Source organism: Variovorax sp. efr-133-TYG-130, from assembly GCF_030208835.1.
Taxonomy (GTDB): domain Bacteria; phylum Pseudomonadota; class Gammaproteobacteria; order Burkholderiales; family Burkholderiaceae_C; genus Variovorax.
Genome location: NZ_JARVTD010000020.1, coordinates 35,827 through 51,203 on the forward strand (window position 1 = coordinate 35,827; position 15,377 = coordinate 51,203).

Below are 15,377 nucleotides of genomic sequence, written 5' to 3' on the forward strand. Positions count from 1 at the left end.
ACGATAGGCCGCGCTCAGCCGCCCGTCTTGGAAGAAACCGAAACCGTTCGCCCGAGGAATTCGGTCGGCGTGACGCCGCACAGCGCGCGGAACTCGTTGACGAGATGCGACTGGTCGTAGAAGCCGCCTTCCAGCGCAAGGTCGGCCCAATCCGGCGCCGGCCGCTGCCGCAGCGTGCGCAGGCAGCCGTGCATCCGCGCGAGCCGGCTCCAGGCGCGCGGCGACAGGCCGACGTGTGCATGAAAAAGCTGCTGCAGCCGACGTTCGCCGACACCGACCGCCGCCGCCACATCGCGCAACGGCAGCCGGCCGTCGGACGCAGCGATCAACCGCGCCGCATGCGTGGCGATGTCGTTGCCCGCGATGCGGCTGCCGCGCAGGCGATACAGCAGCGCGGCATGCAACAGCGCGACACGCTGGGCGTCGCCGGGCGCTTCGGCCATGCGCTCGAGCAGCGCCGAACCCTCCCCTCGCCACAGCGCATCGAGATGGACCGCGCCGCCGCCGATCTCACCGGCCGGCAGCCCGAGCAAGCAGGCAGCGGCGCCAGGGCGCAGGGTGACGGAGAGCCCCTCGACCTTGCCCCGCATGCGCACCACGGCCGGTGCGGCCGAGGCGCCGATGGCCTCCACCGCCAGCCCGTCGCACCTGCCAGCAGACGGCGCGTCGCCGAAGTTGAAGACCAGCCGCACCGCGCCGTCGGGCAGCACGCGCTCGCGCATCTCGTGGCCGTCGGCGAAAGTTTCGCGGTACAGCATGAGGTGCGACACATGCCCGCGCAACGCGGCACTCACCGCCAACGCGCGCAGCGTGCCGGCGGGCACGGCCGATTCCGGCCCGTGCAGGGGGTCGTCTTCGAGCCGGAGGAAAAGGCGTTCGCCCATGGGTGCCGATTGTGTTGAAAAAGAGGCCACCTCAGGTCGCTGAAAATCGGCCTCTCCACTTTTTCGGTACCGTCCGCCGCATGCCCGCCACCGCCCTGCCCGTTATCTACTCGTTCCGCCGCTGCCCGTACGCCATGCGCGCGCGGCTCGCACTGGCGGCCGCGGAGCAAGCCTGCGAGCTGCGCGAGGTGGCGCTGAAGAACAAGCCCCCGGAAATGCTCGCCGCCTCGCCCAAGGGCACGGTGCCGGTGCTGCTGCCCGGCGACGGCACGGTGCTGGAGCAGAGCCTGGACGTGATGCTCTGGGCCCTGCGCCGCAACGATCCGCTGCGCTGGCTGCAGCCCGAGGCCGGCACGCTCGCTGACATGCTCGCGCTGGTCGCCGAATGTGACGACGGCTTCAAGCCCCTGCTGGACCGCTACAAGTACCCCGACCGCCATACGGACGGCGGCGCGCCGGCCCGCGAACAGGGCGCGCTGTTCCTGCGCGGCCTCGAAGACCGGCTCTCGGCCGCGCCGCAGCTCACCGGCGGCCACGCCACCCTGGCAGACGCCGCGCTGATGCCGTTCGTGCGCCAGTTCGCGATGGTCGACGCCGCATGGTTCGCCGCGCAGCCGTGGCCCCGCCTGCTGGCCTGGCTCGACGGCTGGACCGGCTCCGAACTGTTCGAACGCGTCATGCACAAGTACGCGCCGTGGAAGGCGGGCGAGGCCGGCGTCCGGTTCTAGCCGGACATGACCGCCGCGGAAGCGCGCTGGATGCACTCGATGAAGTGCTGCGCCGCCGGCGTCGACAACTGTCCCCTGCGCCGCAGCACGCACACATTGAGCATGGGCAGTGCCTCGTCCACGTCGACCCGGCGGATGCCGTGGCGCTTGAAAGTCAGCTTGACCAGCGGCTCGACGAACAGGCCGATCAAATCCATGTTCCCGACCAGCCCCAGCGCCACCGTCACCGACTGCCCCTGGATGATGCGCGAGGGCGGCGGAAGCCCGAGCGGCGTGAACAGCGGCGCCACCGACTCGCGCCCCCGGTGGTCGTCGCCCGGCAATATCCATTCGGCCGGGTACAGGTCGAGCAGCGAGCGCGCACCGCGCAGCGGATGGCGGTTGCGCATGCCCACCACCAGCTGCACCGGAAACAGCTCCAGCGCCTCGAACTGCGGATCGAGCGTGCCCGGCACCACGTGCGCCACCGCGAAGTCGAGGTAGCCGTCGCGCAGACGCGCCAGCATCCACGGCAGCACCGCTTCGCTGAACTGCACGTCGACGGCGGGCAGGCGGGTGTGGAAATCCTTGAACGCCGGCGGCAGCACGGTGAGCGCGAACGATGCGCTCACCGCCATCGACACCGTGCCGGTGGCGCCGTCGCGGATCTGCGCAATCTCGTCACGCGCGCGCTGCATGTCGGCCAGCAGCAGCCGCGCGCGCGGCGCAAAGGCCTGGCCGAACTCGGTGAGCCGCACGCCCTTGACGCTGCGCTCGACCAGCGGCGCGCCGACCTCGCGCTCCAGCTCGCGCACGATCTTCGTCACCGCGGGCTGCGACAGCCCCAGCACCCGGGCCGCGGCGCGGATGCTCATTTGCTCGACCACCGCCACGAAGGCGTGCAACTGATTGGGTTTCATGACAACCAAAAGTTATCTTTATGGCCCAATTATTGTCTTTTCATGACAGCGGCGAGTCTCTAGCATCCGGCGCGGCCAGGGGCATACATACCTTCGGCAGACATCCATACAAAGCAAGCACACACTGGAGAGACATGAGCATCCCAAGCAACCCGCCGGCATCGAGCCCCGCGCGCCGGCGCCAGACCATCGTTGCCACCACCATCGGCAACGGCCTGGAGTTCTTCGATTTCACCGTCTACGGCTTCCTGGCGCTCGTGATCGGCAAGCTCTTCTTTCCGACCTTCAATTCCTACGGGCAACTGCTGCTGACGGTGGCGAGCTTCGGCGTGGGCTTCATCATGCGGCCGCTGGGCGGCATCGTCATCGGCGCCTACGCGGACCGCGCGGGCCGCAAGAAGGCCATGACGCTCACCATCTTCCTGATGGCGCTGGGCTGCGCGCTGATCGCGTTCACGCCCACCTACGCGAGCATCGGCGTCGCGGCGCCGATCGTCATCGTGCTGGCGCGGCTCATCCAGGGTTTCTCGGCCGGCGGCGAGGTGGGCGCATCGACCACGCTGCTGGTCGAACACGCCACGCCGGCCAACCGCGGCTACATGGCGAGCTGGCAGTTCGCCAGCCAGGGCCTGGGCGTGCTGATGGGCGCCGTGGTGGTGGGCGTGCTCACGACCGCGCTCTCGGTCGAATCCATGCAGAGCTGGGGCTGGCGCGTGCCCTTCGTGATCGGCATGCTGATCGCGCCGGTGGGCATGTACATCCGCCGCCACCTCGAAGAGTCGCTGCACATCTCGCCGGCCGAAGCCGCCGCGCCGCGCGAAAGCAGCCTGAAGATCGTCTGCACGCAGCACGGCAAGACGGTGCTGGCCGCCATCCTCACGCTGGTGGGCGGCACCACGGCGGCCTACGTGGTCACGTTCTACATGCCGACCTATGCGGTGCGCGAGCTCGGGTTCACGCCCTCGGTGGCGCTGTTCGGCGCGGCGCTCACCGGCCTCATCTCTTTCGCTTTCGCGCCCTTCGTGGGCAAGCTGTCCGACGTGGTGGGCCGCAAGCCGCTGATCCTGTGGAGCCGCATCGCGCTGGCCGTGCTCATCTACCCGGGCTTCCTGTGGCTCAACGCCTCGCCCACGCCCACGGTTCTTTTCGTGGTGCTCGGCGTCTTCAGCTTCGGCCTGGTGGTGCAGACGGTGCCCGGCATCACGATGCTGCCGGAGATGTTTCCAAAGGCGGTGCGCGCGAGCGGCATGTCGCTGGTGTACAGCGTGGGCGTGGCTCTCTTCGGCGGCTTCGCGCCCTTCATCAGCACCTGGCTGCTGAACGCCACGGGCAGCAAGCTGGCGCCGGCCTGGTACCTGGTGGCGATGACGGTCGTCTCGCTGCTCGGCCTGCTCTGGCTGCGCGACCATACGGGCCGCGACATCGACGCCGCGGGCGCCCACGCGGCCTCGGCCTGAACAGTTTTTCCCGACATTCCAAGCACAGGAGTCCCCGCCTCATGACGACACAACGCTCCGCCGCCACGCGGCATTTCTCGGGCACGTATGCCGAAGCCCGCGCCAAGTTCCTCGACGCCGCCGCCCAGCGCGGCGCGGCCGTCGAGTCGTTCGTGCTCGATGCGCACCGCGGCGCGCTCGGCGAAGAGCTGGCCACCGACGTTGCGCTCATCGGCGCCATCGACGCGAAGAAGCTGCTGCTCGTGACCTCGGGCACGCACGGCCCAGAAGGCTTCAGCGGCTCGGGCGCGCAGATCGCCACGCTGAACGACGCCGACCTGCTCTCTCGCCTGGAGCAGGCCGGCGTGGCGCTGCTGCTGGTGCATGCCGTCAATCCGCATGGCTTTTCGCACCTGCACCGCACCAACGAAGACAACATCGACCTGAACCGCAACCACATCGACTTCAATGCGCCGCTGCCGGTGAACGCCGCCTACGCCGAAGTCGAGCCGCTGGTGCTGCCCGACAGCTGGCCGCCCACGCCCGCCGACGAAGCCGCCGTGGGCGCCTATATCCAGAAGCACGGCATGACCGCCTTCCGCGCGGCCGTGACCAAGGGCCAGTACACCTCGCCCGACGGCCTGTTCTACGGCGGCACCGCGCCGTCGTGGAGCAACGGGACCATCCGCAAGATCCTGCGCAAGTACGCGGCCTCGGCCACGCACCTGGGCTGGATCGACGTGCACACCGGCCTGGGCCCCTACGGCCACGGCGAGAAGATCTACCCGGGCCGCAACACGCCCGAAGACCTGGCGCTGGCCCACGCCTGGTGGGGCGCCGACGTGTTCGCGCCGTTCGCGGGCGACTCGGCCTCGGCCGACGTGTCGGGCCCGGTCATCTCGACCGCCTACGACGAATGCCCGAACGCGCGCATCGCGCCCATGGGCCTGGAGTTCGGCACCCTGCCCGACCTGGAGGTGCTGAACCGCCTGCGCGCCGACACCTGGCTGCGCCGCCACCCAGAGGCGCCCGAATCGCAGAAGCGCGAGATCCGCCAGCAGCTGCGCGATGCGTTCTACTGCGACAACGAGGAATGGAAGGGCATGGTGCTGGGGCAGACCCGCGTCGTGCTGCTGCAGACGCTACAAGGCCTGCGCAAAGCCTGAGGAGACAGGCAGCGTCCGGACTTCAGCCGAAGTTCGGCGCGCGCCGTTCGCGCAGCGAGGCAACGCCCTCGCGCACGTCGGCGCCCGCGAAGCCCATGAATTCGAGCGCCAGCGACGCGTCGAAGGTCGGGCCGGCCTGGCGCAGCCAGTTGTTCAGCGCGTACTTGGTGAGGCGAATCGCGCTCTGGCTGCCGGCCGCGAGCCGGTCGGCCACCTCGTAGGCGCGCGGCAGCAGGTCGGCTTCGTCTACCGCGAGCGACACGAGGCCGATGCGCTCGGCCTCCTCGCCGCTCACCGGCTCGCACAGCAGCAGGTGGTACTTGGCCTTGGCCATGCCGCACAGCAGCGGCCACACGATGGCCGCATGGTCGCCCGCCGCCACGCCCAGTCGCGTATGGCCGTCGACGATCTTCGCGTTTTTGGTGGCAATGGAAATGTCGGCCAGCAGGCCCGCCACCAGCCCCGCGCCCACGGCCGGGCCGTGCATGGCGCTGACGATGGGCTTGTCGCAGTTGATGATGTTGTAGACCAGGTCGCGCGCCTCGCGCCACACGCGCTGGCGCACCGCGTCGTCGGTGGTCATGTCCTGCACCATCGCCAGGTCGCCGCCGCCCGAGAAGCCCTGGCCCTCGCCCCGCAGCACCGCGCAGCGCACCGTGTCGTCGGCCGACACGTCGCGCCAGATCTCGGCGAGTTCGCGGTGGCCGTCGTGGCCGGCCGTCGGCAGCTTGCCGTTGGCCGCGCGCATCTGGATGTCGAGCACCGCGCCGTTCGCGCCCCGGCGCGTGATGGCAAGGGTCTGATAGCGGGTGTAGTCCATGGCGGCTCCGTCTTTCTTATTTCTTGGCGGCGATCTCGCGGCAGCGCCGAACGTTGCCGTCGAAGCGCGCCGCAAGGCCGGGCTCGCACGCATCGTCGCCGGGGGTGAGCTTGCACATGCCGACCACCACGTAGTCCATGACCGCCGACGTGCACATCGGGTAGGCCGCAAGCTCGGGATTGGCCTTGACCTTGAAGCCCCAGCGGTCCGAGAACTCCACCGTGCGCGCCATCGCGTCGTGGAAGAAGCCGCGGTCCTTCGCGGCGATGGCGGCTTCCATGCGCGGCAGTTCCTCGTTCAGGTAGCCGACCGCATCGAGCGGGAAGTCGGTGGGATTCTGCTGCGCCGTGGCCATGGATGCGGCCAGCACCAGGGGCAAGGCAGAAAAGATGCGCAAGGCCGGAGCGAGCGCGGAACGAAGGGACGGGCTTTGAAGGTGCATGGCCGTGAATTCTGCAACGTTTTGAAGCACTTTTGAATGAGCGGCGATGCGCGGGCGCGACGGCGCCTACTTTCCCTTCTTCTGCTTGTCGTACTTGCGCCAGTACTGGAACTCGTCCTCGTGCACTTCGAGGTCGATCTCCGAAATGCGCATCTGCAGCCGTTCCTGCACCTCGGCCACGGCCTTGTTGTAGACCAGCGGGCCGACTTCCTCGAGGAAGAAGCCGAGCAGCGCGCCGGCGCCGATGTTGCCGATCGGCTCTTCCATGTTCTCGCGGAAATAGCGCTCTATGGACGTGATGGCCTGCTGGCGCGCTTCCTTCGAAATCTCGATGGTCATGGGTGTGTGTCTGTCAGGGATGGAGTCGATCGATTGTGCCGGGCGCGGCCGCGTCCCGGCGTTCGCTACCATGCGCCCACAACAACACACAACCGGAGACAGACACCATGAAGATCCGCCCCGCCGCGCTCGCGGCCCTTGCCCTGGCCGCCCTCGCCTCGCTTTCCGGCTGCACCTCCATGACGCCCACCGTGGCGCAGCGCCAGCTGATGCTGGTGGCCAACGACGAGAAGCAGTCCTGGAACGACGCCGGCGCCGTCATCCTCGGCCCCATGGGGCGCGACACCGTGCAGGTGCTCGACATCGGCACCGACCCGCTCGCGCCCAAGGTGCTGGGCACGCTGCAGCTCGACAACACCATCGCCGGCCCGCCGACCAACCTGGCCATCACGCCCGGCGAAACGCTCGCGCTGGTCGCCAACTCGCTCAACGTGGTCGAGGAGAACGGCGTGCGCAAGCAGGTGCCCGACAACCGGCTGTTCGTGATCGACCTGACCACCACCCCGCCCAGGCTGCTGGAAACGCTGCAGGTCGGCAAGCAGCCCTCGGGCCTGTCGATCAACCGCTCGGGCAACCTGGCGCTGGTGGCCAACCGCGCCGACAACTCGGTGAGCGTGCTGCGCATCGCGGGCAAGAAGGTCACGCTGATCGACACCGTGGCCATGGGCGATTCCGTGGCGCACGTGCGCTTCACGCCCGACGGCAGGCGCGCGCTGGCGGCCAAGTTCCCGGGCCACAAGATCGCGCTGCTCGACGTGGACGGCGAGAAGGTCAGCTACAACAAGCTCGACCTCGCGGCGGGCCTGTGGCCCTACAACGTCGACGTGACGCCCGACGGCAAGCTCGCGCTCACGGCCGACAACGGCAACTCGGGCGCGTCCGACGGCCAGGTCGACACCGTGAGCGTGATCGACATGGAAGCCGCGCCGCCGCGCGTGGTCGACAAGGTGGTGGTCGGCGACGGGCCCGAGGGCCTGGCCGTGAGCCCGACCGGCAGGCATGCGGTGGCGGTGATCCTGCGCGGCAGCAACGCGGCGAAGAACGCCTACTTCTACAACCGCAACGGCTCGGTGGTGCTGCTGAAGATCGACGGCAAGAAGGTCACGCGCGCCAACGAGGTGGTGGTGCGCGGCCTGCCGGAAGGCGCGGTGTGGAGCGCCGATGGCAAGTACCTCTACGTGGGCAACTTCATCGACAAGGACATCACCATCCTGCGGCTGGACGGCGACACGCTGGTGCCGACGGGCAAGTCGTTCGTGCTGGAAGGCCATCCGGCCGCGATGCGCGGGACAATGACGCACTGAATCCACTTTTCCCGAACGAAGAACAAGCCATGGCGCAACCCAAACGACAACTCCGCACGCTCGAACGCGGCATCCTCTGCCTCGTGATCGGTGCAGCCGTTCTGCTGGCGCCGCGCTTCCTTCAGGGCACGCGCTGGTTCGAGATGGTGGCGGGCGCCTATATCGTGGGCTGGTTCGCGCTGGTGCTGGGCGCGGTGCTGGTGGTGGTCGAGCTGCTCAAGCGCGGCAAGCCGCGCCAGTAGCGCAAGGAGCGCAGCCAGGCCCCGATCGGATCGCCTGTCAGGCCTTCTTGCCGCGCAGCTTGCCGACCAGTTCCACCACGGCCAGCACGATGGCGCCGGCCACCACGCCCACGCCGGCGTTCACGCCCATGGAGCCCAGCGTGCCGAACACGCCGCCGGTGGCCTTGGCCCAGTCTTCGACCGCATGGCCGAGTGCCGGCACGCCGTGCACCAGGATGCCGCCGCCCACGAGGAACATGGCCGCGGTGCCGGCCACCGACAGCGCCTTCATGAGCCAGGGTGCCGCCACCAGGATGCCGCGGCCCAGGGCCTGCGCACCCGCGCTGGCGCGCCGGCTCAGGTAGAGGCCGGCGTCGTCGAGCTTGACGATGCCGGCCACCAGGCCGTACACGCCGACGGTCATGATGAGCGCAATGCCCGCCAGCACGGTGAGCTGCGTGGTGAACGGCTGGCCCTGCACGGTGCCCAGCGTGATGGCGATGATTTCGGCCGAAAGGATGAAGTCGGTGCGCACCGCGCCCTTGATCTTGTCCTTCTCGACCGCGACCACGTCGACCGAAGCGTCGGCCACGGCCTGTTCATGGCGCCCGGTGTCTTCGGCGTGTTCCTTCTTGTGCAGGAACTTGTGGGCGAGCTTCTCGGCGCCCTCGAAGCAGAGGAATGCGCCGCCGACCATAAGCAGCGGCGTCACCAGCCACGGCAGCCAGGTGCCGATGGCCAGGGCGGCCGGCACCAGGATCGCCTTGTTGATGAACGAGCCCTTGCACACGGCCCACACCACGGGAATCTCCCGTTCGGCCCTGACGCCGGACACCTGCTGCGCATTGAGCGCAAGGTCGTCGCCCAGCACGCCGGCCGTTTTCTTGGCGGCCACTTTGGTAAGAACAGACACGTCGTCCAGGACGGTCGCGATGTCGTCGAGCAGCAGGAGCAGGCTGGAGGCCATGGGCAGGTCGGGAAGAAAAGAGAAGCGGCGAGCTTAGCCGTTGCCCTGGACCCGCCCCTCAATACCCATATGGGGCCGGTTCAGAGCGCGCTCAGCGCCAGTGCCAGCACCGCCACCAGCGAGGCGCCGAACACCGCCAGGCCCACGCGGCGGCGGCGGTGCGTGAGCATCCACAGCGCCACGCCAGACACCGACAGGAAGATCAGGCTGCCGGCCAGCGTGTCGACCAGCAGGATCCACGGCAGCGGCATGCCGCCGCCCTTGTGCATGTTGGTGAGCGTGGCGACGAAGCCGTTGTGCGTGGTGGCCACGCCCACGGAGCGGTTGCCCTGCCAGTACTCGGCCTGCACCATTTCGTTCGGGCCGCCGAAATTGAAGACCCAGTGCGCCGGCTGCGTGAGCGCGGGGGCGCCGTGGTCGCTCTTGTCGGCCCATGCCACGGGTTTGGCGGGCTCGATACGGGTGGAGTTGGGCGGCCCGCTCATGCGCAGTGCCTCCTGCAGCCATCGGCTCATGGCCTCGGGAGTCTCGGGCGCGGGCTCGGGCAGCGCCAGCTGGGCGCGGGTGCGTTCCTGCGCCTGCGGCAGCTTCAGCACGTTGCGGTGGTTGAGCCAGATGCCGCTGAAACCGAACAGCAGCCCCAGCACCGCGCCCCAGAGGCCGATCCAGCCGTGCATGCGGCGGATCCACTGCACGGCGGCCGTGCGGCGCTGGTGGGAGCGCACGCGCGCGGCGTGGCCAAGGGTGCTGCTGTCGTGGTCCATGGCAGCGGGTATCAGGAAACGTCGCGCTTGAGCCGGATTTCCTCGACACGCACGGTGCCGAAGGCGGTGGTCTTGGCGGTCTTCATCTCGCGCTTGAAGCCGGCGAGTTCGTGGAAGCGCATGGCGCGATCGTTGCGAATGGGCACCCAGATGGTGACCGTGGTGCAGCCCTCTTCTTCCAGGCCTTCGCGCGCGGCATCCCACAGGGCCACGCCGGCGCCCTTGCCCCAGTGCTCGGGCTTGACGTAGATGGCCCAGATTTCGCCGGTGGTGGGCGGGGTCTTGGGGTCGCGCGAGCGGTCGAAGCCGACGAAGCCGACGATCTGGCCGCCGTGCGTGACCACGTGCACCTGGGGTTCGCTGTATTCGATGGCTTCGCGCCACTTGGCTTCCCGCGACGCCGGGGCCAGGGTGCGCAGCTCTTCTTCGGGGAGGATGCCTTCGTAGGCAGCCTTGGCGGCCAGGGCGTGGACTTCGGCGACGGCCTTGGCGTCGCGCAGGGTGGCGGGGCGAACTTCGTAATCTGACATGAATGCGGGGAAATCAATGGAACCGCGTATTGTCGCCGCACCGCTAAACTGCCCGCTGCATCCGTCGTAACAACAGGAGAAATCGACATGGCCAAGGGTCAGCAACGCAGCACCAAGGAAGCGAAGAAACCGAAGAAGGACACCTCGCCGCCCAAGCCCGTCGGCACCGGCGGCATCGAACCGGTCCGCACGGTCACCACCGCAGTGATCCCGCGCGGCAAGCTCAAGAACAAGTGACCGACGCAGCACCGGCCCCGGCCAGGCCCGCGCAGCCGCGCAATCCGCTGCACGGGCTCACGCTGGAAGCCATCGTGACGGCACTGGCCGGCCACTATGGATGGGAACAGCTCTCGGAGCTGGTTCCCATCCGCTGTTTCGCGATCGACCCGAGCGTGAGCTCCAGCCTCAAGTTCCTGCGCAAGACGCCCTGGGCGCGCGAGAAGGTCGAGAGCCTGTACCTCTTCATGCTGCGCGAGCAACGCCGCGAACAGCAGCAGCAGCAGCAGCAGAATCCAAACACTCCCTGATCCCGCAACGATGAAGGTTCGACTCGAACCGTCGGGCCTCGGCTTCGAGGCCGACGCCGGCACCACGCTGCTGCAGGCCGCCGAGGCCGCGGGCATCGAGCTGCCCAGCTCATGCCGCAACGGCACCTGCCGCACCTGCATCTGCCGGCGGCTGTCGGGCGAGACCCGCCACACCATCGAGTGGCCGGGCCTGAGCATCGACGAAAAAGAAGAAGGCTGGATCCTGCCCTGCGTGGCGCAGGCGCTGGGCGACCTCACGCTCGACGTGCCGGGCGCGCGCGCCCTCTTCCCGGACTGAGTTCGCCGGCCAGGCTACGAAGACACGGGCCTGGCAGCGGCAGGCGCCGCCACCGTCAGCCGGTCGCGCTGCGCCAGCGAGGGGAACAGCTTGAACCAGGTGAGCGCCACCAGCATGGTGCCCACGCCGCCCACCACCACGGAGCCGACCGGCCCCAGCAGCGCCGCCGTGGCGCCCGACTCGAACTCGCCGAGCTGGTTGCTGGCGCCGATGAAGATCGAATTCACGGCGCTCACGCGCCCGCGCATGGCGTCGGGCGTTTCCAGCTGCACCAGCGTCTGGCGGATCACCACGTTGACCATGTCGGCCCCGCCAGACACCGCCAGCGCGATCAGCGACACGACGAAGCTCTTGGAGATGCCGAACACCACCATGCACAGGCCGAACAGCGCAATGGCCATCAGCAGGGTGCGCCCCACGTGGCGCTCGACCGGCCGGCGCGTGAGCGCGATCGACATCACCAGCGCGCCCACGGCGGGCGCGCCGCGCAGCAGGCCCAGCCCCCAGGGGCCGGTGTGCAGGATGTCCTTGGCGTAGATGGGCAGCAGCGCCACCGCGCCGCCCAGCAGCACCGCGAACAGGTCGAGCGAGACCGCGCCGAGCACCGGCTTGCGCTTCCAGATGAAGTCGACGCCCGCGAACACCGTGGCCAGCGTGACCGGCTCGCGCGCGGCCGGCGTGTAGGCATAGCGCAGGCGCAGCACCAGCGCGCAGGCCAGCGCAAAGCACACCACGCTGGCGCCGTAGACCACCGCCATGCCGGCCACGAACAGCAGCCCGCCCAGCGCGGGCCCGCCGATGATCGCGCCCTGCATGCCGGCCGAGCTGAAGGCCATCGCGCGCGCCAGCATGGTCGGCGGCACCAGCAGCGGCGTCAGCGCCTGCTGCGCCGGCATCTGGAAGGCACGCACCGCGCCCAGCACCAGCGACAGGCCCAGCAGCAGCCCGCGCGTGTCGTGCTTGCCCATCACCGCCAGCAGCAGCACCAGCGCGACCAGCCCCTGCACCGCGAAGCAGGCCGCGACGATGCGCCCCCGGTGATGACGGTCGACGATGTGGCCCGCCAGCAGCGCCAGCAGCAGCGCGGGCACGAACTGGTAGAGGCCGACCAGGCCCAGGTCCCAGGCGCTGCCGGTGAGGTCGTACATGTGCCAGCCGATGGCCACCAGCAGCATCTGCGAGGCGGCGGTGCCGAAAAGCCGCGCCGTCCACATCTGCATGAAGGGACGTTCGCGGGTCAGGTCGGAAAAGCTGGGGGAGGAAGCCGCGCCGGCCGGAACGGCGGAGGCTGCGGGGGGCAAGGAAGCGGGAGCGGGGTCGGGGCCGGACATCCGCTCAAGGATAGCCGAGGCTTCATGAGCGGGCCGTGAGGCGAGGCGACCGTCCCTGCACCTCCGTGGGCCCGCTCTCTAAACTCGGTGCCTCCATGACCCTGCCCGCCCCCCTGCACCCCGTTCACGAAGACGACCACCTCCTGGTGTTCGACAAGCCCGCCGGCCTGCTCTGCGTGCCCGGCCGCGGCGAGGACAAGCAGGACTGCCTGAGCGCGCGCGCCATTCGCCAATGGCCCGACGCGCTGATCGTGCACCGGCTCGACATGGGCACCAGCGGCCTAGTGGTGATGGCCCGCGGCATCGAGATGCAGCGCGCCCTGAGTGCCGCATTTGCCGAGCGCCGCGTGCACAAGCGCTACGAAGCCGTGGTCGACGGCGCGATGCCGCTGCGCGAGGAATGGTCGGTGATCGACGCCCCATTGATGGCCGACTGGCCGCGCCGGCCGCTGCAGAAGGTCGACCCGGCGGGCAAGCCGAGCGTCACGCGCTGGAAGGCGATTTCAGCCTGGCCCGGCGAACCGGCTGCTGCTGCCGCCACGCACGTGCTGCTGGAGCCGCTGACCGGCCGATCGCACCAGCTGCGCGTGCACCTGCTGTCGATCGGCCATCCGATATTGGGAGATGCGCTCTATGGCGATGCCGCCTTGCGGGCACGTGCGCCGCGCCTGCTGCTGCATGCGAGCGAGCTGGGCTTCGTGCATCCGGTGACGCAGCAGGAGCTCCGCTTCAGTCGGCCGCCGGATTTCGTTGCCTCGCGTGGCTGAAGAAGAACTCAGCCGCCCTTGACGACCAGCACCGGCATGTTCGCGTCCTGCAGCACGCGCTGCGTGACGCTGCCGAGCAGCAGTTTCTCGATGCCGCTGCGGCCGTGCGAACCCATCACGATGAGGTCGGCCGCGATGGCGATGGCCGTGTCGACGATGCCTTCGTGCACCACGTGGCCGTCGATCACGCGCTGGTCGCTGTGCAGGCCTTCGGCCGCCAGCGCCGCCACGCCGCGCGCGAGTGCCGCGTTGGCGCTTGCCGTTGCGGCGGCGAGGTATTCGTTCTGGCCGAGCGCATAGTCCGCGCCCACGCCGATGAAGGGATAGTTGTCGATCACGTGTATCAACGTGATGCGGCTTCCGAAGGCCAGCGCGAGGCCGCTGGCCTTGCTGACGGCGAGCATGGAAGTTTCGGAGCCGTCGATCGGAACCAGGATGTGATTGAACATGGCGGGACCTCGCTTTCGTTCGCAGACAGACCAGGCTCACAAAGAGCCGGGGCTCGAATTTAACCGCTGTTCGGGTGGCCGGACTGTAGGACTCGTACCAGCGGCGGCGCAACGCGCTCTCGCACGCCGCGCCGCGCGGGCTCAGTCGCCCTGAAAACCCTTGGCCCGGCAGGTGATCACGAGCGTGTCGCGCCAGCCTTCGCCGCCCTCTTCGAGCGGCTGAATGGGCGTGGACTCGTGGATCACACGCGCGTCGTCGAGCAGCAGCAGGGTCCACGGCTCGGTCATGGTGAAGCGTTCGCCGCGCCGGCCGTTGGCCTCGAACACCCGCGTCTCGCCGCCCTTGATGCCCTGGCGGCCGATGAGTGCGACAGCCACCAGGTCGACGCCGTCGCGGTGCGCGCCCTCGGGCGTCGGGCGGCCGATGCCGCCGGCGGTGTCGATGCGGAACTGGTGCGCTTCCACGAACCAGCGCTGCGGCGCGCCGCGCATGTCGCTGCTGGTCTTGCCCAGTTGCTGCAGCAGGCGCTGCCACACAGGCTGCGCCACGGTGGCGTCGAGCATCGGAGCGAACCAGCGCTGCATGCCGCCGTGCAGCGCGTTGTATTCGACCGGCTGCCAGTGCGCGCGATGCGGCACCCGCGCCAGCGTGGCGTGGTCGTCGGCCTCGACGGTGAAGCAGGCATGGCGCCGCGTGCGGTAGCGGCCACCGTCCTTCAGGTATTCATCGGGCGGGAGTTCGTTCCAGTCGGCGTGCAGCGCCTCGAGCTGCGACAGAGGTGCGCCGAGCCATTCGCTGACGCCCTGGGGGCTCAGCACCGCATAGCCCTGGCCGCGCAGTGCGTCCGGCAGGTCGGCGGGGGCGATGAACGGAGGTGTGAAGGCAGCCGCGGTCACTGCGCGCTGACCTTCACGTCCTTCCAGAACGCGACGCGGTCGCGAACCTCTTCTGCTTCGGGCTTGGGGTCGGCGTAGTACCAGGCGGCGTCGGTGTTGAGCTCGCCGTTGACCAGCAACGAGTAGTAGCTCGCGGTGCCCTTCCAGGGGCAGGTGGTCTTGTGGTTGCTGAAGGTGACGACGTCGCGGTTGAGCGAACTCATCGGGAAATAGTGGTTGCCTTCGACGAGCACGGTGTCGTCGCTTTCGGCGATGGTGACGCCGTTCCAGGTTGCTTTCATGTCTTGGTCTCCAAGGGGAGGGGTTGCGGGCGCTGGCCGTTGCGCTGCCGCACGGGGCTTGGGTATTGTGCCGCTGCTTCGGACGGTAGCTTTTTCTGGGGTCGTATCTGGGCTGGTTGTGCAGTTTTTTCCCGGGGCCGGGTCTCGGCCCGGCGGCCGAGCTACTTTCTTTTGCTTCGCCAAAAGAAAGTAGCCAAAGAAAAGGCGACCCTGCTGTCTGCGTCCCTTCGCTTCGCTGCGGGCAACCTGCGGTGCTCGACGTAGACGGGGGTCCGCAGAACTCGCTTCGCTCAAACAGCTGCGGCCCTGATCCCGCCTACGTCTGCG

21 protein-coding genes are annotated in these 15,377 nt (G+C 68.9%); 9 read left to right on the top strand and 12 right to left on the bottom strand.

Going from position 1 to position 15,377, the window contains the following annotated elements; genetic code table 11:
* Positions 1-14: 14 nt before the first annotated feature.
* A complete protein-coding gene (locus QRN67_RS18575; protein WP_285413050.1) occupies positions 15-884 on the bottom strand; it encodes a helix-turn-helix domain-containing protein in 870 nt (289 codons plus the stop codon).
* 80 nt (positions 885-964) lie between these two features.
* Here QRN67_RS18575 and QRN67_RS18580 point away from each other — a divergent pair, with 80 nt between their 5' ends.
* Positions 965-1,612 (top strand): glutathione S-transferase, encoded by a 648-nt coding sequence (locus QRN67_RS18580; RefSeq protein ID WP_285413051.1) that lies wholly within the window; start codon positions 965-967, stop codon positions 1,610-1,612.
* On the opposite strand, the gene QRN67_RS18585 is transcribed toward QRN67_RS18580, so the two are convergent.
* Complete coding sequence (locus QRN67_RS18585; protein WP_081271512.1) at positions 1,609-2,511, bottom strand: LysR family transcriptional regulator; 903 nt, start codon at positions 2,509-2,511, stop codon at positions 1,609-1,611. The genes QRN67_RS18580 and QRN67_RS18585 overlap by 4 nt on opposite strands.
* A 134-nt stretch (positions 2,512-2,645) precedes the next feature.
* Between QRN67_RS18585 and QRN67_RS18590 the strand changes: the two genes are divergently transcribed.
* Together QRN67_RS18590 and QRN67_RS18595 are read left to right on the top strand one after the other, a co-directional pair.
* Positions 2,646-3,968, top strand: a complete 1,323-nt coding sequence (locus QRN67_RS18590; RefSeq protein ID WP_285413053.1) for an MFS transporter — start codon at positions 2,646-2,648, stop codon at positions 3,966-3,968.
* A gap of 41 nt (positions 3,969-4,009) precedes the next feature.
* On the top strand, positions 4,010-5,113 hold the full coding sequence (locus QRN67_RS18595; protein ID WP_285413054.1) for a M14 family metallopeptidase: 1,104 nt from the start codon (positions 4,010-4,012) through the stop codon (positions 5,111-5,113).
* Positions 5,114-5,135: 22 nt separating this feature from the next.
* Here QRN67_RS18595 and QRN67_RS18600 read toward each other — a convergent pair whose 3' ends face one another.
* From QRN67_RS18600 to QRN67_RS18610, 3 genes are all read right to left on the bottom strand, one after another.
* Positions 5,136-5,933: an enoyl-CoA hydratase/isomerase family protein gene (locus tag QRN67_RS18600; RefSeq protein ID WP_285413055.1), complete on the bottom strand. Its 798-nt coding sequence runs from the start codon at positions 5,931-5,933 to the stop codon at positions 5,136-5,138.
* Positions 5,934-5,949: 16 nt separating this feature from the next.
* On the bottom strand, positions 5,950-6,303 hold the full coding sequence (locus QRN67_RS18605) for a hypothetical protein (RefSeq protein ID WP_285413056.1): 354 nt from the start codon (positions 6,301-6,303) through the stop codon (positions 5,950-5,952).
* Positions 6,304-6,441: 138 nt separating this feature from the next.
* Positions 6,442-6,714 carry a DUF2164 domain-containing protein gene (locus QRN67_RS18610; protein WP_081271507.1) on the bottom strand — a complete coding sequence of 91 codons (273 nt, stop codon included), beginning with the start codon at positions 6,712-6,714 and terminating at the stop codon, positions 6,442-6,444.
* A 107-nt stretch (positions 6,715-6,821) separates the two neighbouring features.
* Here QRN67_RS18610 and QRN67_RS18615 point away from each other — a divergent pair, with 107 nt between their 5' ends.
* Positions 6,822-8,018, top strand: coding sequence for a YncE family protein (locus tag QRN67_RS18615; protein WP_285413057.1), 1,197 nt, complete (start codon positions 6,822-6,824; stop codon positions 8,016-8,018).
* Between the two features lie 29 nt (positions 8,019-8,047).
* Positions 8,048-8,260 (top strand): hypothetical protein, encoded by a 213-nt coding sequence (locus tag QRN67_RS18620; protein WP_106935089.1) that lies wholly within the window; start codon positions 8,048-8,050, stop codon positions 8,258-8,260.
* Positions 8,261-8,297: 37 nt separating this feature from the next.
* Here QRN67_RS18620 and QRN67_RS18625 read toward each other — a convergent pair whose 3' ends face one another.
* The 3 genes from QRN67_RS18625 to QRN67_RS18635 all read right to left on the bottom strand — a co-directional run bounded on the left by QRN67_RS18625 (position 8,298) and on the right by QRN67_RS18635 (position 10,500).
* The gene (locus QRN67_RS18625; protein ID WP_081271504.1) at positions 8,298-9,206 is read right to left on the bottom strand and encodes a DUF808 domain-containing protein; all 909 of its coding nucleotides are present in this window, start codon (positions 9,204-9,206) and stop codon (positions 8,298-8,300) included.
* A gap of 80 nt (positions 9,207-9,286) precedes the next feature.
* Positions 9,287-9,970 carry a PepSY-associated TM helix domain-containing protein gene (locus QRN67_RS18630; RefSeq protein WP_285413058.1) on the bottom strand — a complete coding sequence of 228 codons (684 nt, stop codon included), beginning with the start codon at positions 9,968-9,970 and terminating at the stop codon, positions 9,287-9,289.
* 11 nt (positions 9,971-9,981) lie between these two features.
* Complete coding sequence (locus QRN67_RS18635; protein WP_081271502.1) at positions 9,982-10,500, bottom strand: GNAT family N-acetyltransferase; 519 nt, start codon at positions 10,498-10,500, stop codon at positions 9,982-9,984.
* An 87-nt stretch (positions 10,501-10,587) separates the two neighbouring features.
* Here QRN67_RS18635 and QRN67_RS18640 point away from each other — a divergent pair, with 87 nt between their 5' ends.
* Genes QRN67_RS18640 through QRN67_RS18650 form a run of 3 tightly spaced genes read left to right on the top strand, consistent with a single transcriptional unit; the run spans position 10,588 to position 11,325 of the window.
* Positions 10,588-10,737 carry a hypothetical protein gene (locus tag QRN67_RS18640; RefSeq protein WP_172839976.1) on the top strand — a complete coding sequence of 50 codons (150 nt, stop codon included), beginning with the start codon at positions 10,588-10,590 and terminating at the stop codon, positions 10,735-10,737.
* Entirely contained in the window at positions 10,734-11,027 is a 294-nt protein-coding gene (locus QRN67_RS18645; RefSeq protein WP_106935091.1) for a VF530 family protein, read from the top strand. The genes QRN67_RS18640 and QRN67_RS18645 overlap by 4 nt, the downstream gene beginning before the upstream one ends.
* A 10-nt stretch (positions 11,028-11,037) precedes the next feature.
* Positions 11,038-11,325 (top strand): 2Fe-2S iron-sulfur cluster-binding protein, encoded by a 288-nt coding sequence (locus QRN67_RS18650; RefSeq protein WP_081271500.1) that lies wholly within the window; start codon positions 11,038-11,040, stop codon positions 11,323-11,325.
* 14 nt (positions 11,326-11,339) lie between these two features.
* Here the strand turns inward: QRN67_RS18650 and QRN67_RS18655 are convergent, their stop codons facing one another.
* Positions 11,340-12,545 (bottom strand): MFS transporter, encoded by a 1,206-nt coding sequence (locus QRN67_RS18655; RefSeq protein WP_081271499.1) that lies wholly within the window; start codon positions 12,543-12,545, stop codon positions 11,340-11,342.
* A gap of 206 nt (positions 12,546-12,751) precedes the next feature.
* Here QRN67_RS18655 and QRN67_RS18660 point away from each other — a divergent pair, with 206 nt between their 5' ends.
* Positions 12,752-13,423: an RluA family pseudouridine synthase gene (locus QRN67_RS18660; RefSeq protein ID WP_285413060.1), complete on the top strand. Its 672-nt coding sequence runs from the start codon at positions 12,752-12,754 to the stop codon at positions 13,421-13,423.
* Between the two features lie 8 nt (positions 13,424-13,431).
* Here the strand turns inward: QRN67_RS18660 and QRN67_RS18665 are convergent, their stop codons facing one another.
* The 3 genes from QRN67_RS18665 to QRN67_RS18675 form a co-directional block, all read right to left on the bottom strand.
* Positions 13,432-13,872, bottom strand: coding sequence for a universal stress protein (locus QRN67_RS18665; RefSeq protein WP_007833935.1), 441 nt, complete (start codon positions 13,870-13,872; stop codon positions 13,432-13,434).
* Positions 13,873-14,013: 141 nt separating this feature from the next.
* Positions 14,014-14,769 (bottom strand): 2OG-Fe dioxygenase family protein, encoded by a 756-nt coding sequence (locus QRN67_RS18670; RefSeq protein ID WP_106935093.1) that lies wholly within the window; start codon positions 14,767-14,769, stop codon positions 14,014-14,016.
* Positions 14,766-15,050, bottom strand: a complete 285-nt coding sequence (locus tag QRN67_RS18675; protein WP_081271497.1) for a DUF427 domain-containing protein — start codon at positions 15,048-15,050, stop codon at positions 14,766-14,768. The genes QRN67_RS18670 and QRN67_RS18675 overlap by 4 nt, the downstream gene beginning before the upstream one ends.
* Between the last annotated feature and the right edge of the window lie 327 nt (positions 15,051-15,377).